This window comes from Pseudomonas sp. E6002, assembly GCF_013385565.1.
Lineage (GTDB): Bacteria > Pseudomonadota > Gammaproteobacteria > Pseudomonadales > Pseudomonadaceae > Aquipseudomonas.
In genome coordinates this window covers 1-19,707 of the sequence record NZ_JACAPT010000025.1, presented here as the reverse complement: position 1 = coordinate 19,707, position 19,707 = coordinate 1, and the positions used below count along the sequence as shown (strand labels likewise).

The window sequence follows — 19,707 nt, the reverse complement described above, 5'->3', positions numbered from 1 at the left end:
GTGCCCGCTTTTGATTTGGCTTTTTGCTCTACGACACTCAAGCCGGCCGGTAGGCCGCTGTAAGAGCAGAACCGTCAGCGGCCGTTACCGCAGCAACGGATATGTACTCAAACCCGGCACGCTAAATCGACAACCCCTTGAAGTGCTCCTGCAAAAACTCCACACACGCCCGCAACTTCCCGGAGTAGGCCAGCCGCGTCGGGTACACCGCCCACACGTTGGCGCTCTGGGTGTAGTCGTGCAGCACCTGCACCAGTTTCCCTTGCTCCAGCAGCGGTTTCACATCCCACATCGAACGCAGCAACACGCCGCGCCCGTCCAGGGCCCATTGCAAAACGATCTCGCCGTTATTCGACGACAACGGCCCGCGCACGCGCACGCTGTCCTGCACGCCATCGCGCTCCAGGTGCCAGATGCCAAACGCGTTGTCGCGCTCCTTGAGCACCAGGCAGTCGTGCTGTTCCAGGTCGCTCAAGTGCTGCGGCACACCACGGCGTTCGAGGTAGGCGGGCGCCGCACACAGCACCCGCCGGTTACTCACCAGCCGGCGACCGATGTGTTGCCCGGGGATGTCGTCGCCCACGCGAATCTCCAGGTCGAAACCCTCGCTGACGATATCCACCACCCGGTCGAACAGGTCCAGGCGAATCTCCAGGTCCGGGTATTGTTCGGCCAATAGCGACAAGGCCGGTGCCACATGGTTACGACCGAAACCGAAGCTGCTGCACAAATGCAGGTGGCCGCGCGGGCTGTCGTGGGCGTCGGAAAGCTCGTCGGACAACTGCTGGAAGTCTTCGAGAATCCGCACGGCCCAGCGCTGCACGCGCTCACCGTCTTCGGTCAGGGCGATACGGCGGCTGGTGCGGTGCAGCAGGCGGGTGGCGAGGGTGGTTTCGAGAATCTGGATACGCTTGCTGACGTAGGCCGGGGACAAACCCAGCTCGTCGGCAGCCGCAGCAAAGCCGGCCTTGCGGATCACGGTCAGGAATACCCGCAGGTCTTCAGGTAGGGGCACGGTATCTTTCTTGTTGTTCATCAGAAACAGGCATGGCGGCATGAACCGCCAGAATAGCACCGGTATGGCGAAGGAGTTTCTGTGGTGAGGGAGCTTGCTGTGGCAAGGGAGCTTCTGTGGTGAGGGAGCTTGCTGTGGCGAGGGAGCTTGCTCCCGCTGGAGTGCGTAGCGCTCCCAAAGATCTTGGGGCCGCTGCGCAGCCCAGCGGGAGCAAGCTCCCTCGCCACAGGGGATTGGTGTTTAAGGGTTACTCGGCGGCGATCTTCGCCTGGGCGGCGGCCCGTGCGTGGCGGCCGTGCTTGAGGGCGATGGGCGCCATTTTCTCGCGATCCAGTTCACCTTCCCACGCCGCCACCACCAGCGCCGCCACGGCATTGCCGATGATGTTGGTCAGTGAGCGGCATTCAGCCATGAACCGGTCCACACCCAGGATCAGCACCATCGCCGCCACCGGCACCGTCGGCACCACCGCGAGGCTGGCGGCCAGCGCGACAAAACCTGCGCCCACCACCGCCCCGGCGCCTTTTGAGGTAAGCATCGCCACCGCCAGCAGGGTTAGTTGTTGCTCCAGCGTCAGGTCGATATTGGTCGCCTGGGCCAGGAACAGCACCGCCAGGGTCATATAGATGTTGGTGCCGTCCAGGTTGAAGGTGTAGCCGGTGGGCACCACGATCCCCACCACGCCTTTGGACGCGCCAAGGCTTTCAAGTTTCTGGATCAGTTGCGGCAGGGCCGATTCGGAGGAGCTGGTGCCCAGCACGATCAACAGTTCAGCCTTGATGTACGTCAGCAGCTTGAAGATGCTGAACCCCACATACCGGGCGATGCTGCCCAGCACCACGGCGACGAAGAAAAACGCGGTGACGTAGAACGTACCCACCAGTTTCAACAGCGGCAGCAGCGAGCCCAGGCCGTATTTGCCGATGGTGAAGGCGATGGCCCCGAAGGCCCCGATCGGCGCGACGCGGCTGATCATCCCGACGATGCGGAAGAACACTTCGCTGGCCTGGTTGATCACGCCGACCAGGGGCCGGCCCTTCTCGCCGATCATCACCAGCCCGAGGCCAAACAGCACCGACACAAACAGTACCGGGAGGATTTCGCCTTTGGAGAAGGCGTCGAAGAAGGTAGTGGGGATCACATGCATCAGGAACCCGGTGACGCCTTCGCCGTGTTCGGCCTGGCCGACAAAACCGGCGATGGCGGAGGTGTCGAGGGTCTTCACGTCGATATTGAAACCCACGCCGGGGTGCAGCAGGTGCGCGGCGAGGATGCCGATTACCAGGGCGATGCTGGAGACGATCTCAAAGTACAGCAGCGCCTTGCCGCCGACGCGGCCCACCTGCTTCACGTCGTGCATGCTGGTGATGCCGGAGACCACGGTGCAGAAGATGATCGGGCCGATGATCATCTTGATCAGCTTGATAAACCCGTCGCCCAACGGCTTGAGGTCGATGCCCACCTGAGGCCAGTGGTTGCCGATCAACACGCCCAGCACAATGGCGATGATCACCTGCACATACAGGGTTCCCAGCAGTTTTCTGATTGTCATTTTTATTATCTCGAGACGTTTTTTGGGCAAGCAGATCCCGTCGCAGGCTGTTTCAAGCCTGCGGGGCGGGATCGGTCAGGTCAGCGGTTCATAAAGGCTCAGCGAAGGAAGGTCAGGACTTCGCCGAGCAGCACTTCAGGGATTTCTTCTGCGATGTAGTGGCCGGCCGGCAGGGCCTTGCCACGTACGTCGGTCGCGACTTTCTGCCATTCCTTGAGGGGTTCGAAGCAGCGCCCGACGGTGCCTTCGGCGCCCCACATCACCAGCAGCGGCAGCTCCAGGTGGTTGCCCTTGTCGATATCGGCGCGGTCGTGCTCAAGGTCGATGCCGGCGGCGGCGCGATAGTCCTCGCAGATCCCGGTGGCGGTGCCGGGCAGTTTCAGGCAACGCAGGTATTCGGCGAAGGCTTCATCGGTGAACGGCTTGAGCCCGGCACTGCGGCTGCCCATGACGCTGCGCAGGTAGAGTTCCGGGTTGCCTTCAATCAGGCTCTCGGGCAACGGCGCCGGGCGGATCAGGAAGAACCAGTGCCAGTAGGCGCGGGCAAAGGCTTCGTCGGTCTGGGCGTACATGGACAGGGTTGGTGCGATGTCCAGCAGCACCATGCGCTGCACGGCCTTGGGGTGGTCCAGGGCCAGGCGATGGGCGACGCGGGCGCCACGGTCGTGGGCCAGCACCGAGAACTCGTCGAAGCCCAGGGCTTTCATCAGCTCGACGCCGTCGCGGGCCATTTCACGTTTTGAATAATTGGTGTGATGGTCAATGGCGGCGGGCTTGCTGCTGTCGCCATAACCGCGCAGGTCGGCGGCGACCACGGTGAAGTGTTCGGCCAGTTGCTCGGCGACCTTGTGCCAGATGACGTGGGTCTGCGGGTGCCCGTGCAGCAGGAGCAGGCCGGGACCCGCGCCGCCTTTGCGGTAGCTGATGTCCACACCGTTGACGTGGCGCTGGTCTTTTTGGAATCCGGCGAACATGGAATGACTCCTTGTGATGATTGCTTGCATCCTGAAATCACACGGCGCCCGGGGCAAGGGGGAAAGCGTGGAGGGGTTGTTCATGAAGTGTGTTGAAGCCCGATCTTTCAGGCAGTGCAGGTCAACGGTGGGAGCTGGCTTGCCTGCGATGCAGGCAACTCGGTGTATCAGTCGCACCGAGGTGATGCCATCGCAGGCGAGCCAGTTCCTACCGTTGGGTTGCGTCGCCCAGGCGACTTCATCCTTGCTTGAACAACGCCTCGGCACGCTGGCGAACCTGCGTCTCGGTCAAGTCCTCCTTGCGCGTGGCCAGGAACCACACATGCCCGAACGGGTCTTTCAGCGTCCCGGAACGGTCACCGTAGAACTGATCCTTGGGTTCTGAAATCGCCGTGCCGCCGGCCTTGATGGCCTGGGCGAACTGTTGGTCGACATCTTGCACATAGAGATGCAGGCACACGCTGGGGTGTTCTTTTCCCGGGCTGCCGAACGACATTTCGCCACAGGGCGAGGCCATCATGATCGCCGAATCGCCAATGCGCAGTTCGGCATGGCCGATCTTGCCGTCGGGCATGTCCAGGCGCATGACTTCGGTGGCACCAAAGGCTCGTTTGTAGAACTCGATGGCTTCAGCGGCTTTGTCGATGCCCAGGTACGGCGTGATGCTGTGGTAGCCCTCGGGAATGGGTTTAACGCTCATATCGTTCTCCTTGATGGTGGTAGTGGAGGGACGGCTTTTTCACTATAGGCCACGTGCGCCGTGGCTTGCGGGCAGCCGACGAGGTGTTGCCCAGGCAACAGCAAACCGGCAGTTTGCTGCGCCAAGGGCGGTCTGCCGCGCGTACATCGAGAGCAAACCCTTGTGTTTGAAGGCCAGGCGCCTCAGGCACAGAAGCTGCAATGCCTCTGGCAAACCATTCGCCCGAGAGCGTTGTATGTCTGTACTGCCTGTATCTGCCGATTACCCGATTCACACGCCCCACGCCGAGTTGATCCGCGACGAGGCCCACGCACTGGCCGTTGCCCACCGGGTTGCTGCCGTGTTGCTGGAGCAGGACGCCGAGCGCGACCGCACCCGCCAGGTGCCTGCGGAGGTCGTCGACCTGTATTCCAACAGCGGCCTGTGGGGCATCAGCGTGCCCCGCGAGTTTGGTGGTGCCCAGGTGTCCTACGCGGTGTTGGCCCAGGTGATTGCGATTATCTCGGCGGCCGACCCTTCGCTGGGGCAAATCCCGCAGAACCATTACTGCCTGCTGGAAGATATCCGCCTGCAAGGCACGCCCGAGCAGCAGGCGTACTTTTTTGGCCTGGCGCTGGAAGGGCATCGGTTTGCCAATGCGCTGTCGGAAACCGGCGGCAAGAACGTCCAGGACATCCAGGCGACCATTCGCCGGCAAGGCGATGGCTATGTGATCAACGGTCGCAAGGGTTATTGCACCGGTTCGCTGTATGCCCACTGGCTGGCGGTGCTGGCGCTGGATGAACAGCAGAATGCGCAATTGGCGTTCGTGCCGCGCGGCACCGCAGGCCTGGTGGTGGTCGACGACTGGGACAGCATGGGCCAACGCACCACCTCCAGCGGCACGGTGCTGGCCGAAGGCTTGAAGGTGCCGGCGTTCAATCTGTTTCCTACCCATCGCTCCTACGATTCGCCGACCCTGGCCGGGCCTTTCGCTCAATTGACCACCGCCGCCATCGATGCCGGCATCGCCCGTGCCGCGTTGCGTGACACGGTGCAGTTCGTCCGGCAATTCGCCCGTCCATGGATCGATGCCGGGGTGGAAAACGCCAGTGAAGACCCGCTGACTATCATCCAGGTCGGCGCGCTGGATATTCGCCTGGAAGCGGCGGAAGCCTTGCTGGAGCGGGCCGGAAAGGCCCTGGACGCCGCGCGCCCGGCACCCGATGAAGACAACGTTGCCCACGCCTCCCTGGCTGTCGCGCGAGCCAAGGTACTGACCACTGAAATCGCCATTGAAGCCAGCAACAAGCTCTTCGAACTCGGCGGCACCCGCTCCACCCTGAAGAAGCACAACTTCGACCGTCACTGGCGCAATGCACGGGTGCATACCCTGCATGACCCGGTGCGCTGGAAGTATCACGTGGTGGGCAACTGGCTGCTCAACGGCGCCAAGCCACCGCGTCACGATTGGTCTTGACCCATGGCCGAGCTGTTTAAAAACATCTATTGGGCCGACATCGGCCAAGCCTGCCTGGAAACCCTGAGCATGCTCAGCGCGGCCCTGGGTTTTACCGTGCTGCTGGGGTTGCCGCTGGGGGTGCTGTTGTTCCTCACCGGCAAGCGCCAGTTGCACGAAACCCTGGTGGTGTATCGGGCGCTGTCGGTGGTGGTCAACGTGCTGCGCTCGCTGCCGTTCATCATCCTGCTGATTGTGCTGATCCCGGTGACTACCTTGCTGGTGGGCACCTCCCTGGGCGTGGCCGGCACCATTCCGCCGTTGGTGGTGGGCTGTACGCCGTTCTTTGCGCGGCTGGTGGAAACCGCCTTGCGCGAAGTCGACCGTGGCGTGGTGGAGGCCACCCAATCCATGGGCGCCAGCACCTGGCAGGTGATCCGCCACACGCTGTTGCCGGAAGCCCGGGGCGGGCTGCTGGCAGCGGTCACTGTCACCGCGATTGTGCTGGTGGACTACACCGCCATGGCCGGGGTGATCGGTGGCGGTGGCCTGGGCGACCTGGCTATCCGCTACGGCTATCAGCGTTTCCAGACCGACGTGATGGTGGTCACCGTGTTGCTGCTGTTGGTGCTGGTGCAGGCCCTGCAGATGACCGGTGACCGTTTGGTGGCGCATTACAGCCGCCGTTGATTCCTATAACTAATGCCTTCGGAGCAACCATGAAAAAATCCCTGGCCATCTTGGCCGCTGTCTTGTCCTTCAATGCCGTTGCCAACGAGACGCTGGTCGTCGGCGCCACGCCCGTGCCTCACGCCGAGATCCTCGAGTTCGTAAAGCCGGTGCTGGCCAAGGAAGGCGTGGACCTGCAAATCAAGGTCTTCACCGATTTCATCCAGCCCAACCAGCAACTGGCGCTGAAGAACATCGACGCCAACTACTACCAGTACCGGCCATTCCTGGATGACTACAACAAGACCCGGAATACCAACCTGGTGCCGGTGGTCGGTGTGCACATCGAGCCTTTCGGCGCGTACTCGACCAAGATCAAAAATATCTCGGAGTTGAAAGACGGCGCGACAGTGTCGATCCCCAACGACCCGGTCAACACTGGCCGCGCCTTGGTGCTGCTGGACGAAGCCGGCCTGATCAAGCTCAAGGACCCGAGCAACACCCTTGCCACGCCGCGGGATATCGTTGAAAACCCCAAGCACCTGAAAATTCGTGAACTGGAAGGTGCGTTGCTGGCCCGCTCGGTGAGCCAGGTGGACCTGGCGTTCGTGTTTGCCAACTACGCCCTGGAAGCGGGGATCGACACCAACAGCGCGTTGATCGTCGAGAAGGGCAAGAGCCTGTACGTGGAGTACCTGGTCGCGCGCCCGGACAACATCAATGACCCTGGCATCCAGAAACTGGCCAAGGCGTTGAACTCCGATGAAGTGCGCCAGTTCATCCTGACCCGCTATAAAGGCCAGATTGCCCCGGGATTCTAAGTCTGACGGCGATCAAAATGTGGGAGCGGGCTTGTGTGGGAGCGGGCTTGCTCGCGAAGGCGGTGGATCAGCCACTGCATCTGGCGACTGACACCCCGCTTTCGCGAGCAAGCCCGCTCCCACATTGATCGAGTGTTACCCCGCCATTATGTGGACGGCTCCAAGAGTTGTGCCCCAGGCCCGCGCTCACCCAGCACGTCGTCGTGATTGCGCAACGGGCACGCCTCCAGCGACAGGCACCCGCAGCCAATACAGCCGTTGAGTTTATCCCGCAGCAACATCAGTTTTTCGATGCGCTGGTCGAGGTCCTCACGCCATAGCGCAGACAGGCGCTCCCAATCGGCAGCGTTGGGCGTGCGGCCATCGGGCAAGGTTTGCAGCGCGTCATGGATCGTCGCCAGGGGAATGCCCAAACGCTGGGCAATCTTGATCACCACCACCCGGCGCAACACATCCCGCGGATAGCGCCGCTGGTTGCCGGCGTTGCGGTGGCTCTTGATCAATCCCTTGGTTTCATAAAAGTGCAGCGCGGTAACCGCCACGCCACTGCGGGCTGCCAGTTGGCCGACGGTGAGTTCTTTGGTGACCATGAAAAAGCCCTTGACCTTGACTTAACTAGAGGTTTTACCCTGCGTGGCATCGAATCGCAAGATTGTGCCTACAGTGAGAGGGGAATGTTCATGCAGGTATTAGAGAAGAGTCTGAGTTTTACCCAGATGGTCGAATTCCACATCGAGCCTCAGCAGCAATCGGCTTTGGTGGCGGCCCTGTCATCGCAAAGCGAGCGCCTGGCCCAGGGCCATGGTGGCTTTATCAATGCCAGCGTGCAGGTCAGTGATGATGGACGCCGGGTGCTCAGCTACCTGCAATGGCGCTCCCGCGAGGAGGGGGAAGCGGCCTTCAAGTGTTTTGAGCACGGTGAGGAAGATTTCTGGACGCTGATACGCGCCCACCAGGCCACGGCGGTGACCTTCGGTTCGTTCCAGGTGCTGCGCAGCATCGAGCGCAGCCATGACAACGCTCTGCACTGCCGCCTAAATTGACAGATGCAGCATGCGCTCGCCCTGTACGTTTTCGCCGGGGCGTCGCTTGTTCACCGCCAGCTCGCCGATCTTGATCAAACGGGTACGGGTCACGTTGCGGCTCAGGCCCAGCAGGTTGGCGGTGTGCACCTGGTTGTAATGGCTGAAGCGGTAGGCGGCGCGCAGCAGCGCATCCTCGACCTTTTCATGCAGGGCCCCGGCCTGTTCCTCGAAGAGCTTTTGAAAGGCGCGTTCCAGCAGGGCTTCGGCGCTGTTGTCGGTGCCGTGCTGGCTGTCGTCCTGACGCTCGATGCGCATGTTCGACAGGCGCAGGTCGTCGCGCTCGATCACCCCGTTGCGGCAGATCAGCAGGGTGTGGTGGATCACGTTTTCCAGCTCGCGGATGTTGCCTGGCCAGCTGTAGCTTTTGAGCTTTTGCTCGGCCTCGCGGCTGATGGTGATCGGGCCGTAACCCAGGCGCTGGCTGTAGGCTTCGATGAAATGCCGGGTCAGTGGCAGGATGTCACCGGGCCGATCCCGCAGGGGGCTGAGTTCGAGGCTGACCACGTCTAGGCGGTAGTACAGGTCTTCGCGGAAATGCCCGGCATTGATGGCTTTCTCCAACTGAACGTTGGTGGCCGCCAATACCCGCACGTCGATGGGAATGCTTTTGCGTGAGCCCAGGCGCACCACTTCGCGTTCCTGCAGTACCCGTAGCAGCTTGACCTGGATCGCCATCGGCAAGTCACCGATTTCATCGAGGAACAAGGTGCCGCCGTCCGCCTCTTCGAACCAGCCGGCCTTGGCACTGAGGGCGCCGGTGAAGGCGCCTTTTTCATGGCCGAACAGCTCGGCTTCCACCAGGGATTCGGAAAACGCGCCGCAGTTCACGGCCACGAAGGGCCGGTTGCGCCGGGCGCTGAGGTTGTGGATATGGCGCGCCACCAGCTCTTTACCGGTGCCGGTTTCGCCGATGATCAACACGCTGGCTTCGCTGGGCGCGACTTGCTGGATGTGCGCCAGCAGCGCCTGGGATTTGGGGTCTTCGAAGACCTGGGCCGTGGCGCGGATCGAGGTCGCAAGAGCGGGCGAGGGCGGTAAGGTTAAAAGCTGCATGGGCACCTCTTCTAGGAGTAGAACGTGGGAATCGGCAGGGACTGGTTCAACGCCCAGTCCCCCAGTTCGTGGAGCTTGTAGTCCACCGGGTCGTGCAAGGTTTGCGTGCGCAGGTTGCGCCAGTGCCGGTCCAGGCGCAGCGAGGCGTGGGTGGAGCGCGCGCCGGTGACTTCGAACAGGCGGCTGCACAGTTCCAGGCCGTTGCGGGTGGCAGCGACCTTGGCCGTGGCGATGGCGATGGCCAGCTCGCCGCGCTCGCTTTCACTGAGGCTCGGGCCCTTGGCCCAGGCCTGGTCCAGCAGTTCGGCGGCGCGTTCCACCAGCAGGCGCACGCCTTCCAGCGCGACCCAGAATTCGCCGTAGTGGTTGAGCACGTACGGGTCCTGGCGAATGTCCTGTACCGTGGATTTATGCCAGGGCCGGGTTTCGGTCAGGGTGTAATTCCGGGCTTCGGCAAAGGCGCCTTCGGCGATGCCGAGGAACATATGGGTGAAGGTCAGTTGAGCGATCAGCGGGCGCAGGCAGGCGAAGGGAGTACTCAGCGGGCCGGGATCGAGGAGCAATTCCGACTCTTCCACGCGTACCCGTTCGAAGCTGGCGCTGCCGCTGTCAGTCTGACGCTGGCCGATGTTGTTCCAGTCATTGTGCAGGGTGATGCCACTGCGCCCGCTGGGGATGGCCGCGATCAGCAGCTTGCCGCCGGCGCTTTCATCCACCGCCGAGGCGATCAGCATTTCCGAGTCGCTGGCTCCGGAGCAAAAGCTCTTCTTGCCGGAGAATTCGCGCCAGCCGTTGTAGGCTTTGACCACCGTGCGCGTGTCCAGCGGGTTGAGGGCGTTGCCCCAGAACCAGTTCTTGCGCGCGGTTTGTTCGAACCAGGGTTGCCATTGCTCCGGGCGTGAGAACAGGCGAACGGTGGCGAGCATCAGGTGATGAAAGCCGAAGACGTGGGCGATGGAGCTGTCGACCTTGGCGAATTCGCGCACGATCTCCAGGGTTTCGCTCCAGCGGGCGCCGAGGCCGCCGTATTGGGTGGGAATGCTCAGGGCCAGCAAGCCGCTTTGGCGCAGGGCGTCACGTTCGGTCTTCGGTGTGCCGCCGCGCTCGTCGCGTTCGACGGCAGTGAGGGCAAATTCGGCGGCCAGCAGTTTGGCGGTCTGCAAGGGTGAGGGCAGGACGCTGTTGGGTTTGGCTGTCACGCGGTATTCCTCATGGTGTGCCGGGGCGTGCCCCGGCAGACGGCAGGTCAGGCCTTGGCTTTTGCCGGCAGGACGTCGTTGGCAATCATTTCGCCGAACGGCCCGGTGAGGTTGGTGACGCCGCGCCCGGCCAGGCTGGCGTAGGGTTCCGGCAGCAGCGGGAACACCAGTTCGGCAAAGCGATACGCCTCTTCCAGGTGCGGGTAGCCGGAGAAGATGAAGCTTTCGATGCCCAGGTCTGCGTATTCCTTGATGCGCTCGGCGACTTGCTGAGGGTTGCCCACCAGGGCCGTGCCCGCGCCGCCACGTACCAGGCCGACGCCGGCCCACAGGTTGGGGGCGATCTCAAGGTTGTCGCGGCGCCCGTCGTGCAGGGCGGCCATGCGCCGCTGGCCTTCGGAGTCAAAGCGCGAGAAGGATTTTTGCGCGGCGGCGATGGTCTCGTCGCTGATGTGCTCGATCAGTTTGGCCGCGGCTTTCCAGGCGTCTTCTTCGGTTTCGCGCACGATCACATGCAGGCGAATCCCGAATTTGACGGTGCGCCCGTGGCGGGCGGCGCGCTCACGCACGTCGGCGAGTTTCTCGGCGACGGCGGCCGGTGGTTCGCCCCAGGTCAGGTACACGTCGACTTGTTCGGCGGCGAGGTCGTGGGCAGCGTCCGAGGAACCGCCGAAGTACAGCGGTGGATATGGCTTCTGCACCGGTGGGTAAAGTGCCTTGGCGTTCTGCACGCGCAGGTGTTTGCCTTCGAAATCCACCGATTCGCCTTGCAGCACGCGGCGCCAGATCTTCAGGAATTCGTCGGTCACTTCGTAGCGTTCGCTGTGATCGAGGAAGCTGCCGTCGCCGCGGTTTTCGTCGGGGTCGCCGCCGGTCACCACGTTGATCAACAGGCGGCCACCGGACAGGCGGTCGAGGGTGGCGGCCATGCGTGCCGAGACGGTTGGCGAGATGATCCCCGGACGAATCGCCACCAGGTAACGCAGGCGTTCGGTCAACGGCACCAGCGCCGAGGCAATCACCCAGGAGTCTTCGCAGGAGCGGCCGGTGGGAATCAGCACGCCGTGGTAGCCGAGGTTGTCGGCGGCCTGGGCGACTTGTTTCAAATAGTTGAGGGTGACCGGGCGAGCGCCCTGGGTGGTGCCCAGGTAGTGGCCGTCACCGTGTGTAGGCAGAAACCAGAAAACATCCATGACAAATCCTTAAGCGATTTTCAGCAGAGAGGTGGGATGCGCGGCAAACAACGGCGCGGCGCGTTCTGCAGCAAGGCGAATGCGGGCCTTCAAGGGCTCACTGGTTATGTGGTAATCGGTGAAATCGGCCTCGGTGGCGTACACGCCAATGGGCAAGGTCAGGGCCTGGAAGAAACTGAACAGCGGGCGCAACTGGTGATCGAGTACCAGGGCGTGGCGTTCGCTGCCGCCGGTGGCCGCCAGCAACACCGGGGTGTTGATCAGGGCGTTGAGGTCGACCAGGTCGAACAGGTGCTTGAGCAGGCCGGGATAGGAGCCGCGATACACCGGCGCGGCAACGATCAGCAGGTCGGCCTGTTCGATGGCCTGCAGTTGCGCTTCGACGTCGGCGGGCAATTCCTGGCGGGACAGTGCGCCGCCCAGCGGCCGGGCAATGTCGCCCAGTTCGATCAGGGTGGCCTGGATCGGCAATTGATCGGCCAGTTCGGCCAGCACCGCCTGGGTCAACACCAGGGTGCGGGACGGACGCCAGGTTCCGCCGGAGAGGGCAACGACATTCAGTGGACGGGTCATCAACAGTTCCTTTTTCAACAGTGGCTCAGGGCAAGAGCAGTAGCAGGGCTTGAGCAAGAGCTGTACCAAGCTGTGCAGCCCTTGACTGGCGTGGCCTCTGTGCCAGGTGTTGGAAAATGGTGGTGTTGTCTGCCTGGTGTTTTGTTGAATGACTGTTGCCTGGGCAACAGTTGCCAGGCGAACAGTGGCGTGAGTGTTGAGGCCATTTATAGAGGGTTGTGTTTATTCCGTAAATGAACGTATTTCCATATTTATAGACCTACATGGAATATAAGGCGCGACTATCAGAAGTGTCGCAAAGGTTGATAGCGACTATCACGGCTGATGATTTTTCACCGTGCAGGGGCGGGAGTAGCCTGTACTCATTGACTTCAGCCCGTTTCGCAGGACCTTCGCCATGAACCGTTTTCTCGCCATTTCCGTATTGCTTGTCACCTCAGTCCTTGCCGGTTGTGCGACACATTCGTCGCCCGAACTGCGTGGCTACTCGGCCGAGGAGAGCAAGGAACTGGCGCTTGAAGCCCTGAGCCGTCGAGGCCTGTCATTTGATGAATACCAACAGAAGAAAGCCGAACTGACCGGCCGGCCACAGAACACCTTCGGTTTCGACCGTCAGGGTGAGATGAATGCCGAGCGCAGCATGACGCTGCACGGTCGCCCCAGTTGAGTCAGTGGCGAGGTCTGAAAAGCCCGAGGTTTCCCACAGGAACCTCGGGCTTTTTGTTTGCCATCCGTTTCCCGGAGCCTGTTAAGCTGAATTTCAGGAGCGTTCCTACGCACTTTTAAATAAAGTGGTCTTTCTTTAACGGCACGGGATCAGGTAAACCATCTTCCTTCCTGATTGCGGCCCCTGAGACGTTGTTCTCGGGAACCTGCTCTGCGAGTCTTTAACGTCATGAATAAACGTCCGCTGTATTTCGACTACGCCGCCACCACGCCGGTGGATGAGCGGGTCATCCAGGTGATGGTTGAGTGTCTGGGCTTCAATGCCAACTTCGGCAACCCTGCGTCCAGTTCCCACGCGTTCGGCCAACAGGCCCGGCAAACGGTTGAGCAGGCACGGGGCCAGGTGGCTGAGTTGGTCGGCGCCGAGCCGGCACAGATTGTCTGGACCTCCGGTGCCACCGAGTCCAACAACCTCGCCATCAAGGGCGTTGCCCAGGCGCGCGGCGTGGCCGGCGGGCACATCATCACCAGCCAGATTGAACACAAGGCCACGCTCGACACCGCTCGCCAGTTGCAGGAAGCCGGGGTTGCCGTGACGTACCTGGTGCCGGACGCCGAGGGTTTGATCAGTGTCGAGGCGGTGAGCGAAGCATTGCGTGAGGACACCTTCCTGGTGTCGCTGATGCTGGTGAACAACGAGCTGGGCACTCTTAACGATATCCGGGCGATTGGCGCACGCGTGCGCGAGCATGGCGCGCTGTTTCACGTGGATGCGGCGCAGGGCGCAGGCAAGGTCGAGATTGACCTGGCCGAATGGCCAGTGGACCTCATGTCATTTTCCGCACACAAACTCTATGGTCCCAAGGGTATCGGCGCGTTGTACGTCGGCCCACGTGCGCAGCAGAAAGTGCTGGCGCAGATTCACGGCGGTGGCCATGAAGGTGGTTTGCGTTCGGGCACCCTGGCGACTCACCAGATTGCCGGCATGGGTACCGCGTTTGCCCTGGCGGCAGCGTCCTTTGCTGAAGAAAAGGCGACCATCGTTGCCTTGCGCGAGCGCCTGCTGGAACAGCTGAATACAATTGCCGGGGTGCGCCTCAATGGCAGCCTTACCCAACGCATTCCCCACACCCTGAGCCTGACGTTCAGCGAAGGCGAGTTCAATTCCGCCGCCTTGAGCGCGGGCATTGCCTTCTCGGCCACTTCGGCCTGCAATTCGGCGAGCAATGCACCGTCCCATGTGCTTATGGCGCTGGGCCATGACGCCCGCAGCGCAGGTCGCACCATTCGCTTGAGCCTCGGGCGGTTTACCACCGAGCAGGATATCGATCAGGCGGTACAGTTGATCAAGGCGGCACTGGCCAGCGCACCGGCGTTCTGGGCCGTTTGACCCCATAACAATTATTAGTGGTTAGCAGGAGACACGATGAGCACACAGCCTTTGACCCATGGAACGGTTCCCCAGCGCCTGGCGCACACCCGCGAACTGATGAGCCGCGAGGGCATTCATGCCCTGTTGGTGCCGTCGGCGGACCCGCACTTGTCCGAATACCTGCCGGGTTACTGGCAGGGCCGTCAGTGGTTGTCGGGTTTCCATGGGTCGGTGGGCACGCTGATTGTTACTGCGGATTTTGCCGGTGTATGGGCAGACAGCCGCTATTGGGAACAGGCGACCAAGGAACTCAAGGGCAGTGGTATCGAGTTGGTCAAGCTGCAACCCGGCCAGCCCGGGCCGCTGGAATGGCTCGCGGAGCAGACGCCGGAAGGCGGCGTGGTAGCCGTTGATGGTGCGGTCATGGCCGTGGCCTCGGCGCGCACCCTGGGCAGCAAGCTGGAGGCACGTGGTGCACGCTTGCGCACGGATATCGACTTGTTGAATGAAGTCTGGCAAGACCGTCCAACCTTGCCGAACCAACCGATCTATCAACATCTGCCACCCCAGGCCACCGTCAGCCGTGGCGAGAAGCTCGCAGCCCTGCGTGCCAGCTTGACGGAAAAGGGGGCCGACTGGCATTTCATCGCGACCCTGGATGACATTGCCTGGCTCTTTAACCTGCGGGGTGGCGACGTTTCGTTCAACCCGGTGTTTGTCTCGTTTGCCTTGATCGGCCAGCAGCAGGCGACGCTGTTTGTGGCCCTGAGCAAAGTCGACGCCGAGCTTCGCGCGGTGCTGGAACAGGATGGCGTGACCCTGCGCCATTACAGCGAAGTCGCAGCGGCGTTGAAGGACATTCCTTCGGGCGCGAGTGTGCAGGTCGACCCGGCCCGGGTGACCGCCGGCTTGCTGGAAAACCTGGGCAGTGGCGTCACGCTGATCGAGGGGCTTAACCCGACCACCTTGGCCAAATCGCGCAAGAGCCTGGCGGACGCCGAGCACATTCGCCAGGCCATGGAGCAGGATGGCGCGGCCCTGTGTGAATTCTTCGCCTGGCTCGACAGCGCGTTGGGCCGTGAGCGCATCACCGAACTGACCATTGATGAGCACCTGACGGCAGCGCGTACCCGTCGTCCGGGTTATGTGTCGCTGAGCTTCAATACGATTGCCGCATTCAACGCCAATGGCGCGATGCCGCACTATCACGCGACCGAAGAAGAACACGCGCTGATCGAAGGCGATGGCTTGCTGCTGATCGACTCCGGTGGCCAGTACCTGGGTGGCACGACCGATATCACGCGGATGGTGCCTATCGGGACGCCAAGCGAAGAGCAGAAGCGCGACTGCACGCGGGTGCTGAAGGGGGTGATCGCGTTGTCCCGCGCGCATTTCCCCAAGGGCATTCTTTCGCCGCTGCTGGACTCCATCGCCCGTGCGCCGATCTGGGCCGAGGGTGTGGACTACGGCCACGGTACCGGTCATGGCGTCGGCTATTTCCTCAATGTGCATGAAGGCCCGCAGGTGATCGCGTACCAAGCCGTCGCGGCGCCGCAAACGGCAATGCAGGCCGGCATGATTACCTCCATCGAGCCCGGCACTTACCGTCCGGGCCGCTGGGGTGTGCGCATCGAGAACCTGGTGTTGAACCGTGAAGCGGGCAAGACCGAGTTTGGCGAGTTCCTCAAGTTCGAGACACTGACACTGTGCCCGATCGACACCCGTTGCCTGGAGCCGTCGTTGCTGACGGTGGAAGAACGCCAGTGGTTCAACGATTACCACGCGCAAGTCCTTGAGCGCCTGAGCCCGCTGCTCAGCGGTGCAGCGCTGGAGTGGTTGCAGGTGCGCACGGCTGCGATCTAGCCCAGCGCTTCGCGCACAAAGTCCAGGCGATCCTGGCCAAAGAACAACTGGTCGCCGACGAACATACTGGGGGCACCGAATACGCCACGCTGAATCGCGTGTTCGGTGTTGTCCTTGAGGGTTGTCTTGACTTCGTCATCGTTGGTCAGCGCCAGGACTGCTTCAGGATCAAAGCCGTGTTCGGTCAGCACTGCGGCTACCACAGACAGGTCTCCCATGTGTCGGCCTTCGACCCACAGTGCGTGGAACAGGCAGTCGATGAAGTCGAGAAAGCGTTCGGGCTGGCGCATTTGGACGCCGGTGACCGCACGCATCAGCATTAATGTGTTGATGGGAAAGTGCGAATTGAACTTGAGCGGAACGTGGTAGCGCTGGGCGTAGCGTGCCAGGTCCTGGAACATGTAGCGACCTTTGGCGGGAACGGTGGCCGGTGACGCATTGCCGGTGGCCTTGAACACCCCGCCCAGCAGCATTGGCTTGTAAATCAGCTGGGTGCCGGTTGCAGCGCACAGGCCTGGAAGTTGGGTATAGGCCAGATAGGTGGCAGGGCTGCCGAGGTCGAAGAAAAATTCTACTGTTTTACTCATGCTGGATACTCGCAGTTTATTGTTATGGGGCGCGCTTACCAGGGTTCATTCCAGGGGCGCAGGTCCAGCTCGAAGGTCCAGGCGTCCCGGGGCTGGCTGTGCAGGTACCAATAGTTATCGGCGATGTGGTCCGGATTGAGAATGCCGTCCTGATCCTTGAGGGCGTATTTTTGCGGGAAGTTGTCGCGGATGAAGTCGGTGTCGATGGCGCCATCCACGACGACGTGGGCGACGTGGATATTCCGTGGGCCCAGTTCGCGAGCCATGCTTTGCGCCAGTGCACGGATCCCGTGTTTGGCTCCAGCGAACGCGGCAAAGCCGGCGGCTCCACGCAACCCGGCCGTGGCACCGGTAAACAGGATGGTGCCGCGGTTACGGGTGACCATGCGCTTGGCCACTTCCCGCGCGTTGAGGAAGCCTGAGAAACAGGCCATCTCCCAAATCTTGAAGTACTTGCGGGCGGTTTCTTCCAGGATGCTGCACGGCACATTGGCGCCGATGTTGAACACGAAGGCTTCGATGGGGCCCAGTTCGGTTTCAATCCGTTCGATCAGCGCGATAACGTCTTCTTCCTTGCGGGCATCGCAGGCAAAGCCATGCGCCTCGCCACCTGCTGCGTGGATGCTATCCACCAAGGGTTGCAGTTTATCGGCGCTGCGCCGGGTGACGCAGGCGACGTAACCCTCACGGGCGAAACGCTTGGCGATGGCACCACCTGTGGCATCGCCGGCACCCACTACCAGTACGATTTTCTTGTTGTTCGTCATGGGAGATCCTTTAGTAAACGATCGTTTGCCAAACGAACGTTATGCTACGATCCAGCAGGCGTCAAGCTGACAGCACAGTGGAGGAAGCGATGCGATATTCGGCTAGTCACAAGCAGCAAACCAGGGAAAAGCTTCTGGACAGCAGTGCGGCACTGGCGAAGAGAGAGGGTTTTGCCAGTGTCGGGGTGGATGGCTTGATGAAGGCCATTGGCTTGAGTGGCGGTGCGTTTTATAGCCACTTCGCTTCGAAGGATGAATTGTTCAGTTCGATTGTCGAGCGTGAATTGAGCCACAGCCTTGAGCGATTGAATGGCGACGGGGTGCAAAGCCGTGAGCGGCTGGATCGCTGTTTGAAGTTCTACCTGAGCATGGCCCATGTGGAGCAATCCGAAGCCGGATGTGCGTTGCCGAGCCTGGGGGCGGAGATTGCGCGATCTGATGTGGCCGTTCGTCAACAGGCGCAGGACTGGATTTGCCGATTGCAGGTGGGGTGGGCAGCAACACTGGGCAGCGAGGCCCTGGCGTGGTCGATTCTGTCGCAATGCATCGGCGCCCTGGTGGTGGCGCGGATGATGGTCGACCCGCAGGTGCAGGCACAGGTCCTGTCATCGAACTACGAGGTGCTCAGCCAGCAGCTGTCGAGGCTGTGAGGTCATCGACAGTTACTTGCAGATGACAATCATGCTTCGGCTTGTGTAGCCGGCGGGGTTAAGACCGAACGGGTAGTCGCCTGGGTCTTCGGCGTTGTCCCCCGACTTGGCGATGACTTTATAGCCTTTGGCGCCACACGAATTAGCTGCACTGGCGTAGCACTGGTCCCAGGAAGAGGACAGGCCTGAGCAGTTGATATGCAGGCCCTTCTTTCCCCGTTTTACTTCGGTCTTGGTGGTCGCGGCACAACCTGCGATTGCCACAATCATGAACAGCATCAAAATTCGCTTCATTACTATCCTTAATAGCCGCCTCGCTTAAGTGCACGAAGCTGGCTTTGCTCGCTCTCGAGTGTAGCGTTCATGATGTCCTTATCGAAAATCTCCATGAATGACACTGGGTTACGACCTAAACATGGCCTAATTGAGCGGCAAATGCCATAGCTACGTCAAATCCTGAATCAATCGGCTGGAACGAGTGGTTTTGATTCGTTACGCATGGTCAGGGTTGCACCCACCGAGGCCAGGATAATGCAGGTGATGGCCAGCCATTGCGCCAGGGACAAGTGCTCTTGAAGGAAAAACAGCCCGGACAGGGCGCCGAACGCGGGTTCGATGCTCATCAGGGTTCCGAACGTGCGGGCTGGCAGGCGAGTCAGGGCGACCATCTCCAGGGTGTAGGGCAGGGCGGTGGATAAAACCGCGACACCAATGGCGATCGGGATCAGCGAGGGTGTGAGGAGTGCGGCGCCCGCGTGGACGATACCTATCGGTGCAACAAACAACGCTGCAATCATTACGCCGAGGGCCGCAGTCTGAACGCCATTGTCGGCGCCGGCCTTTTGGCCAAACAGAATGTAGAGTGCCCAGCACGCACCTGCGCCGAGTGCATAGGCGGCGCCTGTGAGGTCAATGCCGCTGCTGGCTTCGCCCACTGGGATCAATAGCAGAAGTCCGACAATCGCCAAGGCTATCCAGAGAAAGTCTACGGCGCGTCGCGAAGCGTAGATGGCTACTGCCAGTGGGCCGGTGAATTCGAGGGCTACTGCAATTCCCAGCGGAACGGTGCGCAGCGACATATAGAAGAGGAAGTTCATTCCCCCCAGCGCCATCCCGTAGACGATCACCGTCTGCAACGACTTGGCTGTCAGCTTGGCGCGCCATGGGCGTAAAAGGAGCAGCATGATCACACTGGCGAAAATCAGGCGCAGGGTGGTGGTGCCCTGGGCGCCCACGATGGGGAACATGCTTTTGGCGAGTGAGGCGCCTGATTGAATAGAGGCCATGGCAATGAGTAGCAGGCCGACCGGAAACAGTGTCGAAGCCAGGCTACGCGGGGAAGTGGTCATTGAGGGTATTCGTCCGAGGTCGTATTGAAAGAAACCGAGTGGCTATGATGCTTAACTGTTGAGCGTTGGGCAATATATTGCTCAATTAGTTAAGGGGTCCTTCCTATATAGACGAATTCCGTGATTGTCGGGATGGATTGATAGAAAAGCTGAATTAAGGGTTGACGGCAGATTCTGGAAG

At 61.3% G+C, this 19,707-nt stretch carries 21 protein-coding genes; 8 read left to right on the top strand and 13 right to left on the bottom strand.

Annotation, left to right across the window (positions count from 1 at the left end):
* Positions 1 to 121: 121 nt before the first annotated feature.
* The 4 genes from HX815_RS20755 to HX815_RS20740 form a co-directional block, all read right to left on the bottom strand.
* The gene (locus HX815_RS20755) at positions 122 to 1,036 is read right to left on the bottom strand and encodes a LysR substrate-binding domain-containing protein (protein ID WP_173883068.1); all 915 of its coding nucleotides are present in this window, start codon (positions 1,034 to 1,036) and stop codon (positions 122 to 124) included.
* Positions 1,037 to 1,262: 226 nt separating this feature from the next.
* Positions 1,263 to 2,567 carry a C4-dicarboxylate transporter DctA gene (dctA, locus tag HX815_RS20750; RefSeq protein WP_003207293.1) on the bottom strand — a complete coding sequence of 435 codons (1,305 nt, stop codon included), beginning with the start codon at positions 2,565 to 2,567 and terminating at the stop codon, positions 1,263 to 1,265.
* 98 nt (positions 2,568 to 2,665) lie between these two features.
* Positions 2,666 to 3,541: an alpha/beta fold hydrolase gene (locus HX815_RS20745; RefSeq protein ID WP_008430843.1), complete on the bottom strand. Its 876-nt coding sequence runs from the start codon at positions 3,539 to 3,541 to the stop codon at positions 2,666 to 2,668.
* Positions 3,542 to 3,779: 238 nt separating this feature from the next.
* The gene (locus HX815_RS20740; protein ID WP_177028806.1) at positions 3,780 to 4,241 is read right to left on the bottom strand and encodes a VOC family protein; all 462 of its coding nucleotides are present in this window, start codon (positions 4,239 to 4,241) and stop codon (positions 3,780 to 3,782) included.
* Positions 4,242 to 4,476: 235 nt separating this feature from the next.
* On the opposite strand from HX815_RS20740, the gene HX815_RS20735 reads away from it, so the two are divergent.
* The 3 genes from HX815_RS20735 to HX815_RS20725 are packed head-to-tail and all read left to right on the top strand — an operon-like array spanning position 4,477 to position 7,169.
* Positions 4,477 to 5,700: an SfnB family sulfur acquisition oxidoreductase gene (locus HX815_RS20735; protein ID WP_177028805.1), complete on the top strand. Its 1,224-nt coding sequence runs from the start codon at positions 4,477 to 4,479 to the stop codon at positions 5,698 to 5,700.
* A gap of 3 nt (positions 5,701 to 5,703) precedes the next feature.
* The gene (locus tag HX815_RS20730) at positions 5,704 to 6,369 is read left to right on the top strand and encodes a methionine ABC transporter permease (protein ID WP_008430846.1); all 666 of its coding nucleotides are present in this window, start codon (positions 5,704 to 5,706) and stop codon (positions 6,367 to 6,369) included.
* Between the two features lie 29 nt (positions 6,370 to 6,398).
* The gene (locus HX815_RS20725) at positions 6,399 to 7,169 is read left to right on the top strand and encodes a MetQ/NlpA family ABC transporter substrate-binding protein (protein ID WP_102369600.1); all 771 of its coding nucleotides are present in this window, start codon (positions 6,399 to 6,401) and stop codon (positions 7,167 to 7,169) included.
* 146 nt (positions 7,170 to 7,315) lie between these two features.
* Here the strand turns inward: HX815_RS20725 and soxR are convergent, their stop codons facing one another.
* Positions 7,316 to 7,759, bottom strand: coding sequence for a redox-sensitive transcriptional activator SoxR (soxR, locus tag HX815_RS20720; RefSeq protein ID WP_008430848.1), 444 nt, complete (start codon positions 7,757 to 7,759; stop codon positions 7,316 to 7,318).
* Positions 7,760 to 7,849: 90 nt separating this feature from the next.
* On the opposite strand from soxR, the gene HX815_RS20715 reads away from it, so the two are divergent.
* Positions 7,850 to 8,212 carry an antibiotic biosynthesis monooxygenase gene (locus HX815_RS20715; RefSeq protein ID WP_032898632.1) on the top strand — a complete coding sequence of 121 codons (363 nt, stop codon included), beginning with the start codon at positions 7,850 to 7,852 and terminating at the stop codon, positions 8,210 to 8,212.
* Here HX815_RS20715 and HX815_RS20710 read toward each other — a convergent pair.
* The 4 genes from HX815_RS20710 to msuE are packed head-to-tail and all read right to left on the bottom strand — an operon-like array spanning position 8,204 to position 12,272.
* Positions 8,204 to 9,307, bottom strand: a complete 1,104-nt coding sequence (locus HX815_RS20710) for a sigma-54-dependent Fis family transcriptional regulator (protein ID WP_003210127.1) — start codon at positions 9,305 to 9,307, stop codon at positions 8,204 to 8,206. The two genes, HX815_RS20715 and HX815_RS20710, sit on opposite strands and share 9 nt — an antisense overlap.
* A gap of 11 nt (positions 9,308 to 9,318) precedes the next feature.
* Entirely contained in the window at positions 9,319 to 10,506 is a 1,188-nt protein-coding gene (locus HX815_RS20705) for an acyl-CoA dehydrogenase family protein (protein WP_003210129.1), read from the bottom strand.
* A 47-nt stretch (positions 10,507 to 10,553) separates the two neighbouring features.
* A complete protein-coding gene (gene ssuD, locus HX815_RS20700; protein WP_177020570.1) occupies positions 10,554 to 11,699 on the bottom strand; it encodes an FMNH2-dependent alkanesulfonate monooxygenase in 1,146 nt (381 codons plus the stop codon).
* 9 nt (positions 11,700 to 11,708) lie between these two features.
* A complete protein-coding gene (gene msuE, locus HX815_RS20695; RefSeq protein ID WP_003210131.1) occupies positions 11,709 to 12,272 on the bottom strand; it encodes an FMN reductase in 564 nt (187 codons plus the stop codon).
* A gap of 397 nt (positions 12,273 to 12,669) precedes the next feature.
* Here msuE and HX815_RS20690 point away from each other — a divergent pair, with 397 nt between their 5' ends.
* From HX815_RS20690 to HX815_RS20680, 3 genes are all read left to right on the top strand, one after another.
* The gene (locus HX815_RS20690; protein WP_003210133.1) at positions 12,670 to 12,939 is read left to right on the top strand and encodes a hypothetical protein; all 270 of its coding nucleotides are present in this window, start codon (positions 12,670 to 12,672) and stop codon (positions 12,937 to 12,939) included.
* A gap of 228 nt (positions 12,940 to 13,167) precedes the next feature.
* The gene (locus HX815_RS20685) at positions 13,168 to 14,328 is read left to right on the top strand and encodes a cysteine desulfurase family protein (RefSeq protein WP_003210134.1); all 1,161 of its coding nucleotides are present in this window, start codon (positions 13,168 to 13,170) and stop codon (positions 14,326 to 14,328) included.
* A 36-nt stretch (positions 14,329 to 14,364) separates the two neighbouring features.
* Positions 14,365 to 16,173: an aminopeptidase P family protein gene (locus HX815_RS20680; RefSeq protein ID WP_177028804.1), complete on the top strand. Its 1,809-nt coding sequence runs from the start codon at positions 14,365 to 14,367 to the stop codon at positions 16,171 to 16,173.
* Here HX815_RS20680 and HX815_RS20675 read toward each other — a convergent pair.
* Together HX815_RS20675 and HX815_RS20670 are read right to left on the bottom strand one after the other, a co-directional pair.
* A complete protein-coding gene (locus tag HX815_RS20675; RefSeq protein ID WP_177028803.1) occupies positions 16,170 to 16,760 on the bottom strand; it encodes a 2-hydroxychromene-2-carboxylate isomerase in 591 nt (196 codons plus the stop codon). The two genes, HX815_RS20680 and HX815_RS20675, sit on opposite strands and share 4 nt — an antisense overlap.
* Before the next feature lie 35 nt (positions 16,761 to 16,795).
* Complete coding sequence (locus HX815_RS20670; protein ID WP_003210139.1) at positions 16,796 to 17,527, bottom strand: SDR family oxidoreductase; 732 nt, start codon at positions 17,525 to 17,527, stop codon at positions 16,796 to 16,798.
* A gap of 89 nt (positions 17,528 to 17,616) precedes the next feature.
* Here HX815_RS20670 and HX815_RS20665 point away from each other — a divergent pair, with 89 nt between their 5' ends.
* Complete coding sequence (locus tag HX815_RS20665; RefSeq protein WP_177028802.1) at positions 17,617 to 18,177, top strand: TetR/AcrR family transcriptional regulator; 561 nt, start codon at positions 17,617 to 17,619, stop codon at positions 18,175 to 18,177.
* A gap of 12 nt (positions 18,178 to 18,189) precedes the next feature.
* On the opposite strand, the gene HX815_RS20660 is transcribed toward HX815_RS20665, so the two are convergent.
* A complete protein-coding gene (locus HX815_RS20660) occupies positions 18,190 to 18,471 on the bottom strand; it encodes a hypothetical protein (protein WP_003210144.1) in 282 nt (93 codons plus the stop codon).
* Between the two features lie 167 nt (positions 18,472 to 18,638).
* On the bottom strand, positions 18,639 to 19,526 hold the full coding sequence (gene rhtA / locus HX815_RS20655; protein WP_003210146.1) for a threonine/homoserine exporter RhtA: 888 nt from the start codon (positions 19,524 to 19,526) through the stop codon (positions 18,639 to 18,641).
* Between the last annotated feature and the right edge of the window lie 181 nt (positions 19,527 to 19,707).